Raw genomic sequence first — 13,755 nt, 5'->3', positions numbered from 1 at the left:
TCAACCAAGGAGATTCAACATGCAGCACCGATTTCATTTAAACGCCGTCGCAGCCCTGTTCGTGGCGGGCGCCGCGCAGCAAGCGGCGGCAGCCACCGGCGAAGCGCCGGTCGTCATCGTCAGCGGCAGCCGCGTGGAGCACAGCAGCATGGACTTCCCGGCCGCCATCGACGTGGTGGACGCCGAACGCATCCGCGACAGCCAGATGCGCGTGAACGCATCCGAATCGCTGGCCTCCGTGCCCGGCCTGGTGGCGCAAAACCGCCAGAACTACGCGCAGGATTTGCAGATCTCCTCGCGCGGCTTCGGCGCACGCTCGGCCTTCGGCGTACGCGGCGTGAAACTGATCGCCGACGGCATCCCGGCCAGCATGCCGGACGGCCAGGGCCAGGCCGCCACCTTCAACCTCGACATGGCCGAGCGCCTGGAAGTGCTGCGCGGCCCCTTCTCCGCCGTCTACGGCAACCATGCCGGCGGCGTGGTGCAGCTGTTCACCCGCGACGGCGAAGGCCCTCCCACGCTGGAAACCAGCCTGTCCGCCGGCAGCGACGGCGCACGCAAAGTGGATGTCAACGCACAGGGCAAGGCGGGCAATGTGGGCTACGTGCTGGACGCGTCGCGCTTCGACACGGACGGCTACCGCGACCACAGCGCCGCACGGCGCGACCAGGCCTACGCCAAGCTCACGCTGGCGCCCGGCGCAGGCGGCAAGCTGACCATCACCGCGAGCGCCCTGCGCCAGGACAATACGCAGGATCCGCTGGGCGTCACCTGGGCCACCTGGCGGCGCGACCCGCGCGCCGGCGAAATAGACACCAGCGACACGGCCGCAATCAAGCGCACCTTCGCGGAACGCTACAACACCCGCAAAAGCATAGACCACCAGCAGATAGGCGCGGCGTGGGAACAGCAGCTCGGCGGTATCGCGGGCGGCGACAGCGGCAAGCTGCGCGTCACCGCTTATGGCGGGAACCGCCAGGTCATCCAGTACCAGGCCTTCTCGCGCGCCTTCCAGGCGCCGGCCAGCCATTCGGGCGGCGTGGTCGATTTCGACCGCGACTTCAGCGGCATCGACGTCAGTTGGGTGGATGTGCGCGCCCTGGCCGGGGGCAAGCTGACTTCCACCGTCGGCATCGAATACGGCCGCTCGCAGGACGACCGCAAAGGCTATGAAAATTTCACCGCCACCGAGTTGGGCGTCAAGGGCAAGCTGCGGCGCGATGAAACGGACACCGTGGCCAGTACCGATCCCTACCTGCAAACCGAATGGGCGCAAGGCGCCTGGGTGCTGAACGCGGGCCTGCGCCACAGCCGCTTCAAGGTGGACGTAAGCGACCGCTATCTCTCGAACGGCAACGACAGCGGAGGGCTGCGCTACAGCCGCACCACACCGGTGGCTGGTCTGCTGTACAAGGTATCGCCGGTACTGAACGTGTACGCCAGCGCCGCGCGCGGCTTCGAGACACCCACGCTGAACGAACTGTTCTACTCCGGCGCCGGCGGCGGTTTCAACTTCGGCTTGCAGCCTGCGCGCAGCACGCACCTTGAAACGGGCGTGAAAGCGCTGCTGGGCGCAGACAGCCGTATCGACGCCGCAGTGTTCCAGGTGAAGACCAGCGGCGAGCTGGTGGTCGACGCCGCCAGCGGCGGCCGCACCAGCTACCGCAACGCCAGCGAAACGCTGCGCAGGGGCGCCGAGGTATCGGCGGATACGCGCTTCGGCTATGGCTTCAGCGCCCGCGTGGCGCTGACCGCGCTGCGCGCCGTGTACGATCAAGCCTTCGGCAACGTGCAACGCGGCAGCCGCCTGCCCGGCGTCCCTAAGGCCTACGCCTACGGCGAACTGGCATGGCAATCGCCATCGCGCGCACTGGGCGCCGCCGTCGAAACCGTGGCCAGCGCCAGGGTCTACGCGGAGGACAGCAACACCGAGCAGACCGCCCCCGGCTACGCCGTCGTGAACCTGCGACTGACGGCCCGGCAGGAAATGGGCGGCTGGCGCTTCAAGCAGTTCGTCCGCCTGAACAACGTGGCCGACAAAGCCTATGTGGGATCGGTCATCGTAGGCGACACCAACAAGCGCTACTACGAAGGCGCGCCGGGCCGCAACTGGCAATTGGGCGCCAGAGCCCAATACCAGTTCTAAAACCGCAGGGCGCGTACCGCGTAGGGCGGGTTAGCGGCGCAGCCGCGTAACCCGCCAACCCTGCAAGCCACGTTCAGAAGCGATACCGCACTCCCGCCGAAACAGAGCGCGGCGCCCCGGGCGCCACAAAACGCGCCAGCGATGCCTCCCCGCCGGCGCCCCGCGGACTAGCCAGCTGCCCGCCCGGGAAGATATCCATACCAACCGAGCCAAAAGTCTCATAGCGGCGGTTCGCAGCATTATTCACGCGAACAAACAGCTCCCAACCCGGCTGCGGCTTATAGCTCAAGCTCAGTCCCAGCAAAGCATAGCCGCGCGTGCGCAGGTCCGCGCGCTGCGGCGCCTCGCCGTCCTGCGGATCGGCCGACAAGCCATCCTCATTCCCCTGCGTACCCTGGCTGGACACAGCGCGCAGTTCCGCGCCCAGTGTGAGCGCAGCGGCGGCACGCCAGTCCAGCGCCAGCTTAAGCGTATTGCGCGGCAGTCCCGCGATGCGCGTTCCCGGTGTAACAAGCACCTTGCGCGTGCCCGTGAACAGCGTTCCGTCCGCGTCATAAACGGCATCAAGCCAGCTGTAGCTGAGCCGCACAGCATACGGCCCGCGCTCAAAACCCGCGCTCAAATCCAGCCCCTGGTGCCGCGTGCGTGAAAAATTGGAGAAATACCCGTGCTGGCTCAGGCCTGCGCTGCGGAACACAATATCGTCCCGGTTCACGGTGCGGTACATGGTGGCAGTAACAGTATCGCGGCCGGACTGCCAGCGCGTGCCCGCCTCCACCGTGCGTGACACCACCTGCTTCAAATAAGGATCGGACTGCAGCCCCACCGGCAAGCGGCAAGGCTGCTCCGGATCCGCGCAGCCCAGTTCAATCACGGTAGGCACGCGGTTGCTCTGCGCCGCATTGGCAAACACCGTCCACCCGGGCGCCGCCTCGTGCGACAGCCCCAGAGCGGGATTAAGCTTGCGGTAGCTGAACGCCTCGCGCGGCTGTGGCACGCCCTCGTTACTGATAGTGTTGGCCACGCGCGCGCTGGCATAGCGGACAGACGCGGTGAGCCAGGTTGCAGGTGCGACAGTCCAGGTGCCGGTGAAATAGACGCTGCCGCCGCGCGCCCGGCCATCGACGGAAGCGTCCAGTTCACGTTCTTCGCCGCTGTCCGCGACCACGCCGCGCGCGGTATCGAAACCGGCCGCCTGCTCATACTGCGCAAAGCCCACCGTGCTGCTGTCATAGCTCAGGCCAGCCATCAGATTCGCCCCGGCAGAGTGGCCCGACCATTGCGCGCTGAAACCACGGCTGCGCTGGCGAGTGCTGGTGGTATTTAGCGACGCGGCATGCTGGTCCGCGTCTTCAAAGCCGTCGCTGACATCGCCGTTCACCGTGTCGCGGCGGCTGTTGCGCACATACGCGGCTGCGGTCAATTGCGCATCCGCAGCCAGGCGGCGCGTGTAGCTCCATTGCGCCTGGCGCAAGCGGTTGCGGGTCTCGTCCGGCCAGGTATAGACCGCGCGCCGGTCTTCCTCGTACATGGCGTCCGGCAGCAAGCCGTTGCCCACCAGGCGGCTCGCGCCACCCAGCAGAGTAAGCTGCCATTCGCTGTCCGTCTGCGTCCGGCCCAGCTTGAGGAACAGATTGCCAAGCCACCCGTCCGAATGCGCGCGCCAGCCGCCGTCGTCGAACAGCGTGCCGGCGGTGAAGATATGCCAGCCGTTCTGTGCCGCGCCATAGGCCAGGTCAGCCCGGCGCCGCTGGTGGCTGGCGCTACTGACGGATGCCTGTAGACCGGGATCGCTGGCGCCGGAACGCGTGTTCAGCGCCAGCGCACCGCCCAGCGTATTAAGCCCGTACAAGGGATTGGAGCCCGGCGCCAGCAGCACGCTGCCTATCGCCGCTTCCGGCAGCATGTCCCAGTTCACCACGTCGCCAAAGGGTTCGTTGACGCGCACACCGTCCAGATAAACGGAGATACCCTGCCCCGTTCCCAGCACTGGGGAAGCCCGGAAGCCACGATAGGTAAGGTCGTTCTGGAAGGGACTGCCAGAGATGTCGTTCAGGTTAACGCCGGCGAAACTGCGCGCAAGGAACTCGCTCAGATTGTCGCCCCCGGCACGCGACAGCGCCGCATCGGACGCCGTCTGCACCGCGTAGGGCAGCGTCTTGCGCTCCACGCCCAGTCCCGGCAAGGGCGCAATGCCGACGATCTCCACGCTCGCCATCGGCGAGGCCGCCATGCCGGCACCATGCGCCAGCAGCATGGCCGCCAGCGCAATGGCCGTACGCTGCATCATGGCTGCACCATGCGCACGCCATGTTTGGCGAAGATAGCCTGCAGTTCTCCGCTCTCGCGCATCTCATTCACCGCCGCCTGCAGCAACCGCGCCACATCCTGTTCATCCTTGCGCACGGCCATGCCCACAGCCCAGCCCTTGCGCGGCAAGCGCTGGAAATCCGCCTGCGCCAGGGGGAATGCAGGATCGTCGCGGAACACCGATTCAATCTCCGAGCGGTTGGCCAGCACCGCATCCAGCCGCCCCTCCTTCAGTTCCTCCAGCGCGGCTGCGGCGCTCGGGAAGATGCGCACGTTTTCACGGAAGCGGCCATTGCCTTCACCCAGCAGCACCATGGCGGCGATCGATACCTTTTCCACGCCGATGCGCTTGCCAGCCAGCGCATCAATGCCGTCGAACACCGGCACGGCCTGGGCGCTGCGCACCAGACGCACCGCCTCCACATGGTAAGGCGCGAAGATCTGCACCTTGCCGTTCTCCGCCATCAACTGCGGATCGACCGGCACGTGCAGCAGCACATCGGCCGGACCGTAGCCGAGGTAATGGCCTTTCCACACCATGTTGCGCAAGTCGTCCCCCAGATTTTCGCCCGCCGGGAAAGGCAGCAGCGTGAGCCTGAGCTTGAGCTTTTTGGCCAGCGCATCGGCCAGGTCGATATCTATGCCGCTGCCGTGATCGGAGAACGGCGCAAACTCGTTGTACACCGCCACCTTCAGCGCGCCCGACTGCTGCAGCCGGCTCCAGTCGGCGTGCGCCGGCAGCACGGCGGAGGCGAGCGCCAGCACCGCAGCGGCCTTGCGGTAGAAATGGGACATGGCGTGCTCCGGTATCAGTTGGTTTCGCGGCGGTTTTCCAGGTAGGTCTTGATGGCCCACATGGCTTCCTGGTTGAAGATGCCTTCGAACGGCGGCATATAGACCGCGCCGTTGCGCACCTTGCCGGCGCGGATGGAGCTGAGGAAGTAGGCGTCCACTTCCTTCAGGCAGGCGGCTTTCTTGGCGGCGTTCTTGACGGTGGCGCAGTCGCGGTCCAGCAGGCGCAGGTCGGGCGCGATGCCGCCCGATACCGCCTCCAGGCCATGGCAGCGGGCGCAGTTCTGGTTGTAGGCGGAGCCGCCTATCTTCAGCGCCAGCTTGTTGCCCTTGTAAGGATTCTCGTCGCGCCATTTGTCGCCCAGGGCGGCAAGGCCGGTGGTGTCGACCGCCTGCGGCGTGACGGCGCCATGCGCCTGCGCACCGAAGGAAGTGATAAGGGCCGCCGCCGCGAGGCAAAGGGTAAGTGCGCGTTTCATGGTGTTGTCTCCTGTAGTTGTGAATAGCTGCTGATCCACAAGGAGCAATTGGCGTGCCACACGGTTTTGCAAGGTACGCGCAGGGGGCGTGCCGCAGCGCTGTACCAGATTGGGACAGGTGTCACATGCTGTGCAACACCTGTCCTTTCAGCGCGCCGTGACGCAACAGGTACTGTGCCTGTCGCCGGCCCGGAACTGGATGTCCACCGGCAGGAAGCGGGCGATCACGGCGGCATTCGTCAACGCATGCTGCGACACGCGGGCCACCGTGAATTTGCCGCCGCCCGCCAGCGCCATTGGTATCAGCAACTGGTCGGCCAGATGCTCCCCCACCGCTGCGCCGGATGCGACATAGCGGCGCACTTCAGCTACCGCATGCCGGGCGACGTTTTCCGCCGTCACCGACTTTTCGCCAAAGCCGGCGATCACCTCGGTAACGTGCTCGGAGTCCAGCGTAATGAGCAGCACATTGCCCGGTCCCTGCTCGTCCGGCAGCTTCCGCTGGTGCAGCTGGGACTCGGACCAGCCCAGGCCTGTGGCCACGCACTCCAGTTCGCGCCGGGCCACACGCTCCGGCACACCGGCGATCAGGCTCTCCGCATAGGAGTGCAGCCTCGCGCCTGGCGACATCAGCTCGATGCGCGTCAGTTGCCCGCACGGCCGCACCACCGCAGCGATTTCGCCGCCGCCCGCCGGATAAAAACCGTGGCGCCGAAGCGCTATCGACATGTCCGCGCCCATGGCCGCCATTGCCCGGCCATAGCTGCGCTCCAGGAAATGCGCGGGCGGCGCCATGGGGTTGTGCGTTCCGCCGCAGACCGTCACCGTGGACGGCGCGTCGGCAAACAGCAATGCAGGCAATAGCGTCTGCAGCACCAGCGTGCAGCTACCCGCCGTTCCGATCGCAAAGCGGTAGCTGCCGCCGCGTATCGCGCCTGGCTTGAATTCCAGTTCGCGCGCGCCCACCGCTGCAAGCGATACGTCCGCGCCGCACACCTCCGCTGCGGCCTGCACGGCAACCAGGTGCTGCCGCATCAGACCCGGCTTGGGGCGGTTGGCGCGGATGTTCACGATACGGAAAGGGCGTCCAGTGATCATGGCCAGCGTCAGGGCGGTGCGCAGCACCTGCCCGCCGCCCTCACCCTGCGCACCGTCCAGTTCCAGCATGTCCATCGCCATCATCACCCTTTCACACAGACGACCTGCTTCAGCGTGTGCACCACCTCCACCAGGTCGCGCTGGGCATGCATGACGGCGTCGATGTCCTTGTACGCCATTGGAATCTCGTCGATCACATTGGCGTCCTTGCGGCACTCCACGCCTTCCGTCGCGCGCACCTGGTCCGCCAGCGTGTAGCGGCGCTTGGCCTCGTTGCGGCTCATGGTGCGGCCCGCGCCGTGGCTGCAGCTGTTGAAGCTCTCCGGATTGCCCTTGCCGCGCACGATGAAGCTCTTGGCCCCCATCGAGCCCGGAATAATACCCAGCTCGCCTTCGCGCGCCGACACCGCCCCCTTGCGGGTGACCAGTACGTCCTGGCCGAAGTGACGCTCCTTCTGCACATAGTTGTGGTGGCAATTGACCGCCTCGACGTGCGTCTCGAAGGGCTTGGCGATGACTTTGCGCACCGCCGTGATCAGGTTCTGCATCATCACCTCACGGTTCATGCGGGCGAACTTCTGCGCCCAGCCCACGGCTTCCACGTAGTCGTCGTAATGCTGCGTTCCCTCGTTCAGATAGGCCAGGTCCTTGTCCGGCAAGTTGGCGATATGCGTGCGCATGTCCTGCTGTGCCACCTCGATGAAGTGGCTGCCGATCGCATTGCCCACGCCACGCGACCCCGAGTGCAGCATGAACCACACCGCGCCCTGCTCATCCAGGCAGACTTCCACAAAGTGGTTGCCCGAACCCAGCGTGCCGAGATGGCGGTAGTTATTGGTGTTCTTCAGCTTGGGCGTCTTCTGGCAGATGACGTCGAATTCGTCCTTCAGCTGAGTCCACGCCGCGTCCACCGCCGACGGCGGGTTCTGCCAGCTGCCTTCGTCGCGGCCCTTATAGCCGCGCGTCTTGGGCGTCATGCCGTGAGGGATGGCTTTTTCGATGGCGCTGCGCAGCGGGCCAAGGTTGTCCGGCAGATCGCGTGCATTGAGCGTGGTCTTGGCCGCCATCATGCCGCAGCCGATGTCCACGCCCACCGCTGCCGGGATAATCGCGCCCAGCGTCGGGATCACGCTACCGATGGTCGATCCCTTACCCAAGTGCACATCGGGCATTACCGCGATGTGCTTGTAGATAAAGGGCATCTTCGCCGTGTTGGCCAGCTGGGCTTTGGCCTGCTCTTCAACCGGCACGCCGCCGGTCCACATTTTCACCGGGCTGCCGCCCTCGTTATCCAGCAATTCGTAAGTTTCGTCTTTCATCATCGTTCCATTTAATCCGGTTTAATCATCGCCGACAAGAGCGGCCAGTACGCCATACCAGACTTGCCTGGCCTGGGCGGCAGGAAGTGCGCGGCCGGCAGTGCCATGCAGCTGCCAGCTGACAACTGTGCGGTAAGGCGCCGACCTGATGCTGAGTCCCTCGCCCTTCGCCGCTTTGCCCACTGCGCCGGCACTGATCGTCCAGCCTCTGGCAGCATTTCCGCCCATCTTCGCCATTTCTCTCTCCTCCCGGTTTGTATGCTCTATATTGCAAGCAGTGTGCCAGTCAGGAAAAATACGCTAAGCGATTGATAAATAAAGAAATTTATAAATACAAGGGATTCCGCCATCTATGATAAATTATCTTAATAGATAAATATTTATCCAAAAATGAAAAAGAAAACAGTCATCCTCGGCTTTGTCGGCACGCAGCTCGACAGTGGAAAAGGCAGCGCGCGCTGGGAAAAGTGGCGGCCCACCGTCGCCATGGCGCAGCACGACGACCTGGTGATCGAGCGCTTCGAACTGCTCTACAACGGCAGCTACGGCCCACTGATAGACCAGGTGCGCGAGGACATCGGCACGATCTCGCCGGAAACCACGGTGCTCCAGCACAAGCTGGCGATACGCGATCCTTGGGATTTTGGCGACGTGTACAGCAGCCTGTTCGACTTCGCGCGCAGCTACCCCTTCGATCCCGACAACGAGGAATACTGGATTCACATCACCACGGGCACGCACGTGGTCCAGATCTGCATGTTCCTGATGACGGAGGCACGCTACTTCCCCGGCTGCCTGCTGCAGACTTCGCCCCCACGCCGGCACGCCGCAGGTTCGCCGGGCGACTACACCTTGATCGATCTGGACCTGTCGCGCTACGACCAGATCGCGCAGCGTTTCGCGGCGGCGCAGCAGGAGGGCGTGGCCTTCCTCAAGTCCGGCATCGCCACGCGCAATCCGCAGTTCAATCTGATGATAGACGAGATCGAACACGTCGCCGTGCGTTCGCGCGCGCCCATGCTGCTGATGGGACCAACCGGCGCAGGCAAGTCCTTCCTGGCCCGGCGCGTGTTCGAACTGAAGAAAGCGCGCCACCAGCTGCGCGGCGGCTTCGTTGAGATCAACTGCGCCACGCTGCACGGCGACGGCGCGGGCTCCACGCTGTTCGGCCACATCAAGGGCGCATTCACCGGCGCAGCATCGGACCGCCCCGGCCTCCTGCGCACTGCGAACAAAGGCTTGCTGTTTCTTGACGAGATAGGCGAGCTTGGGCTGGACGAGCAAGCCATGCTGCTCAAGGCCGTGGAGGAAAAACGCTTCCTGCCCATGGGCGGCGACCACGAAGTGGAAAGCGACTTCCAGCTTATCGCCGGCACCAACCGCGACCTGGCGGCGGAAGTGGCCGCCGGCCGTTTCCGCGAAGACCTGTACTCCCGCATCAACTTGTGGACCTATGCCCTGCCCGGCCTGGCCGACCGCCCGGAAGATATCGAACCCAATCTGGACTACCTGCTGCTGCAATTCGGCGAAGAGCACGGCGACGCGGTGCGCTTCAACAAGGAAGCGCGCGAACAGTTCATGACCTTCGCCACTTCGTCCGACGCGCGCTGGAGCGGCAATTTCCGTGACCTGTCCGCGTCCGTCACGCGCATGGCCACGCTGGCCGAAGCCGGGCGCATCACCACGGCGGTGGCCGGCGCAGAAATCGCGCGCCTGCAGCGCCAGTGGCGCACGCTATCCCAGCCTGCCGCAGCGGGCGTTCCGCTCGAAGACGCCATCGGCGCGGAGGCGGCGGCGCAGCTGGATCTATTCGACCGCGCGCAGCTGCAGGCGGTGCTGGATGTATGCCGGCAGTCGAAAAATATGTCCGACGCAGGCCGCAAACTCTTTGCCGTTTCGCGCGCCGGCAAGGCCAAGCCGAACGACGCGGACCGCCTCCGCAAATACCTGGCCCGCTTCGGCCTGGAGTGGGACAGCGTATCGTAGGCCGCCATACCGTCGCTTGTTATACGATGGCCGGATTCAACCTTGGAGAAGAAAATGAACAAGGAGCTGGAACTCAAAAAGGCCAAGCGGACCGCCTTGCTATTCCTGGCCGCAGCTGCCCTGGTCTTTATCGTGACGGCCATCCTGCCGCGCAGCTTCGCAATGGACTGCGTAAAAGCGGTGGCGGAAGCGGCCATGGTGGGCGCGCTGGCCGACTGGTTCGCGGTGGTGGCGCTGTTCCGCCGCGTGCCCATCCCGCTGATCTCCGCGCACACCAACATCATCCCCAACAACAAGGACCGCATCGCCGACAACCTGGCGCACTTCGTGCAGGAGAAGTTTCTCGATTCCGAATCGCTCGTGGGCCTGATCCGCAAGCATGACCCCATCGCCCGGCTGGGCGCCTGGCTGGCCGAGCCGGCCAATGACCGCATCCTGGGCGCCTACGTGGTGCGCCTGGCAGCCGGCATGCTGGACATGGCGGAGGACGCGCGCATCCAGCGCTTCCTGAAAGACGCCTTCCACGCCATGCTGGGCAAGCTGGACCTGTCGCGCTCACTGGCCACCGTGCTCGATGCGCTCACCCGCGACGGCCGCCACCAGGAGGTGCTGGACGACGTGATCGACGCGGCCCTGCTGCATCTGCGCGCGCCGGAAAACCAGGAGCTGATCGCCACCAGCATCATCCATTGGCTCAAGCGCGAGCACGCCGCCATGGAAAAGGTGCTGCCCACGGCCTGGCTGGGAGAGAAAGGCGCGGACTGGGTGACCGAGGCGCTCAACACCCTGCTGATGGAAGTGGCGGAAGACCGCTCGCACAAGCTGCGCCGGCGGCTGGACCGCATGATCGCCGAGTTCATCACGCGGCTGCGCGACGATCCATCCTTCCATGAGCGCGCGGAGGAGATCAAGCGCTATATCCGCGACGGCGAAGCGGTGAACGCCTATCTGGCGGAGATCTGGGATGGCTTGCGCAGCTGGATGCGGCAAGACCTGGCGGCGGAAGAGTCGGAGCTGCACCGGCGCGTGGCGGCGATGAGCAAATGGCTGGGGGAGGAGCTGGGCCGCAATCCGGACCTGCGCGCCTCCTTCAGCCGGCATATGGAAGACGCGGCGCGCGCAATGGCGCCGGACTTCGCGGACTTCCTCACCCGCCATATCAGCGATACGGTGAAGAAGTGGGATACCGATGAAATGTCGCGCCAGATCGAACTCAATATCGGCAAGGACCTGCAGTACATCCGCATCAACGGCACCATTGTTGGCGGATGTATCGGCTTGCTCTTATTCCTGTCCTCGCACCTGATCGGCCTGGCGCGCATGCAATAGCGGCTTAGTAGGCCGTCAGCGCCTTGCCGAACTTGATCAGCCACAGGCGGCTTGGACGCTCGCGGTCGTCGCCGCGCGCCACGCGAATGTTGTTGGCGGCATCGCAGCCAGCGGAGGTGCTGGTGACGATGGCGCCGTTCGCGTCCACATTGCACTTGGTGACGTCGGCATCGGCTACCGCCACACCGGCCGGCGTGAAGATCTTGGTTTTCAAGCCGAAGTCGTTGTCGTTGGCCAGGGCCAGTGTGTTGCCGTCGACGATGGTCAGGCCTTCGGCTTTTTCAGCCAGCCAGCCGATCGCGTTCAGGTCCAGCAGCAGGGTCTTCTTCAGCGCCACCACTTTCGACCAGTCCGCGCCGTTCACCGCAACGCCGCCCATCGAGCTTTTCTCCAGGTCGGAGCTGGCGGCGTTGAACGCGGCCGCGCTGATATCGGTAGCGTTGGCGATTTCCACCAGCATCAGCTTGTTGAACACTTTGCCGCTTGGCGCCGCGCCCTGTTCAATCACGATGAATTTGCCGTTGCCCAACGCCACCACGTCGCCCAGCTTGGCGTTGCCGGTGCGGCCGTCCTGGTAGTCGGCGCCGTTCAGCGGGTAGGCGTACATCTTCGACGTGGTGCCGCTCACCGGATCGAATTCCACCCAGCGCGTAAAGCGTGCAAAGCGCTCGATCTGCTCGCTCTTGCCGGTCACCGAGTATTGCGCGCTGCCGTCGGTCAGAGGGCTTTGCAGGAAGGTGTGCAGCTTGTCGGTGGTGGTGTCCAGCGCCATGCCTTCGATACCGCGGTTGGCGCGGCGCTTGGCGAAGATGGCAGGCAGGCCGCTGCCTGCGGCGTATTTGTTCTGCACGATGCCGGTGGCGGGGTCGATCTTCACAACGAATGGACCGTATTCGTCGGCCACCCACAGCGCGCTGCGCTTCTTGTCCAGCACGATGGCTTCGCTGTCCAGGCCATTCACGTTGAACGCGGCCTTGCTGTTGGCGTCGAACTTCATCGCATCCATGACCGGGACTTCCGCCGAATTGCCCAGGGTGCCCGCTGGCAGCGGCAGGCCGCTCATATTGACGGTGGCGCTGGCTTTGATCGGCTGCACGGAGGTCAGCACCGCACCGGTCTTGCCGACGGTGATGATGCCGATCGATGGCGTGAAGCTCGGCGAGGGGAAGATTTTTGCGCCCATCACGCCGCTGCCGGTCAGCGCCGGCACGTTCGGGCCGTCGCCGTTCGGGCCGCGGTCGGTCAGGCCGTAGAACTCCAGGTCGCCGTTGGCGTTGGTGCCCTTGAAGGCCAGCGAGGAGCCGAAGGACGGCAGGAAGCCCAGCGGGAACTCTTCTTTCACCTTGGCGTTGCTGCCTTCGTAGGGGATGTAGTACTTGCTGTCGGCCTGCATTTGGTAGCGGGTCACGGTTACGCTCACGTCGCCCTGCGTGAAGTTCTGGTTGACCGGCGTGCCCACTTTCGACGCCAGCGTGTCCTCGAAGTGTTCGCGCACCAGGGCGCGGCGGTCGTCATCCACGCTGCGCGCAGCGTACTTGGCGCCGGCGGCGGTCAGGTTGGCGGCCATGGCGGTGTTGAAGGCTGCGGCGGCCAGGGTAAAGTCGGCGGTCTTGGTTGCCAGCGCGGTTTTCACGTCGGCGGTGATTTTGATGCCGTTCTGCGGATCGCTGTCCTCGTCCAGCAATTGCAGCGCCAGCAGGCGGTTGACGACTTTCACATCGCCGACATCGGTGGCGCCAGCCAGCTGCAGCGGCGTGATGGTGGCAGCGCAAGCCGCACTGCCCAGCGCAATGCCGCCGATGTTGAAGCTCACCGTGTCGCCCGTGGTGCAGGTGAATTCGCCTTTCGAGCCGGTAGCCGCCTTGGCGGCGGTGCCGGCCACGTAATCCAGGCCTTCAACTGCGCCATCCAGGAACACGCCGTTGATGACGGGCTTCACCGGCGCAATGACTGCAGGGCTGTCGTCGCTGCTGCCGCAAGCGCTCAGCGCGAGGGCGACGGCCAGGGACAACAGGGAGAGTTGGGGGAGCTTCATGCTGCGGACCTCTTCTGATTGAAAAGGCGCAGTCTACTGAGCAGATATGACAACGTTATGACGCTGAAAAGCGAAAAACCCCCATCTGCACTGAGCGCGATCTTGAGCGCGTTCAGGCTGATGGGGGCTTTTTCATATAACTAGCCTGACGATAACCTACTTTCACACTGGTTGCAGCACTATCATCGGCGCAAAATCGTTTCACGGTCCTGTTCGGGATGGGAAGGGGTGGGACCGATTTGCTATGGTCATCAGGCTTTG

The 13,755-nt window shown here is 64.7% G+C and carries 10 protein-coding genes and 1 rRNA gene; 3 read left to right on the top strand and 8 right to left on the bottom strand.

The genetic code is table 11. The annotated features are described in order from the left end of the window. Nucleotides 1-19: 19 nt before the first annotated feature. Nucleotides 20-2,146: a TonB-dependent receptor family protein gene (locus GTP77_RS27965; protein ID WP_161075432.1), complete on the top strand. Its 2,127-nt coding sequence runs from the start codon at nucleotides 20-22 to the stop codon at nucleotides 2,144-2,146. A gap of 73 nt (nucleotides 2,147-2,219) precedes the next feature. Here GTP77_RS27965 and GTP77_RS27960 read toward each other — a convergent pair whose 3' ends face one another. From GTP77_RS27960 to GTP77_RS27935, 6 genes are all read right to left on the bottom strand, one after another. Then, nucleotides 2,220-4,436 (bottom strand): TonB-dependent receptor, encoded by a 2,217-nt coding sequence (locus tag GTP77_RS27960; protein ID WP_161075431.1) that lies wholly within the window; start codon nucleotides 4,434-4,436, stop codon nucleotides 2,220-2,222. After that, entirely contained in the window at nucleotides 4,433-5,251 is an 819-nt protein-coding gene (locus GTP77_RS27955) for a substrate-binding periplasmic protein (RefSeq protein ID WP_161075430.1), read from the bottom strand. Before GTP77_RS27955 ends, GTP77_RS27960 begins: the two co-directional genes overlap by 4 nt. A gap of 14 nt (nucleotides 5,252-5,265) precedes the next feature. Continuing rightward, nucleotides 5,266-5,727: a cytochrome c-550 PedF gene (pedF, locus tag GTP77_RS27950; protein WP_161075429.1), complete on the bottom strand. Its 462-nt coding sequence runs from the start codon at nucleotides 5,725-5,727 to the stop codon at nucleotides 5,266-5,268. A 147-nt stretch (nucleotides 5,728-5,874) separates the two neighbouring features. Continuing rightward, nucleotides 5,875-6,909: an RNA 3'-terminal phosphate cyclase gene (gene rtcA, locus GTP77_RS27945; protein WP_371869410.1), complete on the bottom strand. Its 1,035-nt coding sequence runs from the start codon at nucleotides 6,907-6,909 to the stop codon at nucleotides 5,875-5,877. Continuing rightward, entirely contained in the window at nucleotides 6,909-8,144 is a 1,236-nt protein-coding gene (locus tag GTP77_RS27940) for an RtcB family protein (RefSeq protein ID WP_161075440.1), read from the bottom strand. The genes rtcA and GTP77_RS27940 overlap by 1 nt, the downstream gene beginning before the upstream one ends. Nucleotides 8,145-8,165: 21 nt before the next feature. Continuing rightward, nucleotides 8,166-8,381, bottom strand: a complete 216-nt coding sequence (locus GTP77_RS27935; protein ID WP_161075428.1) for a hypothetical protein — start codon at nucleotides 8,379-8,381, stop codon at nucleotides 8,166-8,168. Nucleotides 8,382-8,534: 153 nt separating this feature from the next. Between GTP77_RS27935 and rtcR the strand changes: the two genes are divergently transcribed. Further along, on the top strand, nucleotides 8,535-10,130 hold the full coding sequence (rtcR, locus tag GTP77_RS27930; protein ID WP_161075427.1) for an RNA repair transcriptional activator RtcR: 1,596 nt from the start codon (nucleotides 8,535-8,537) through the stop codon (nucleotides 10,128-10,130). 54 nt (nucleotides 10,131-10,184) lie between these two features. Then, a complete protein-coding gene (locus GTP77_RS27925; protein WP_161075426.1) occupies nucleotides 10,185-11,459 on the top strand; it encodes a DUF445 domain-containing protein in 1,275 nt (424 codons plus the stop codon). Nucleotides 11,460-11,463: 4 nt separating this feature from the next. Here the strand turns inward: GTP77_RS27925 and GTP77_RS27920 are convergent, their stop codons facing one another. Together GTP77_RS27920 and rrf are read right to left on the bottom strand one after the other, a co-directional pair. Next, entirely contained in the window at nucleotides 11,464-13,494 is a 2,031-nt protein-coding gene (locus GTP77_RS27920) for an esterase-like activity of phytase family protein (RefSeq protein ID WP_161075425.1), read from the bottom strand. A gap of 143 nt (nucleotides 13,495-13,637) precedes the next feature. Further along, nucleotides 13,638-13,750, bottom strand: a 5S ribosomal RNA gene (rrf, locus tag GTP77_RS27915). Nucleotides 13,751-13,755 lie beyond the last annotated feature (5 nt).

The sequence above is a fragment of the Pseudoduganella aquatica genome (genome assembly GCF_009857595.1).
In the GTDB taxonomy this organism is placed as follows: domain Bacteria; phylum Pseudomonadota; class Gammaproteobacteria; order Burkholderiales; family Burkholderiaceae_D; genus Rugamonas; species Rugamonas aquatica_A.
This window is presented reverse-complemented; position numbering and strand designations above follow the sequence as displayed.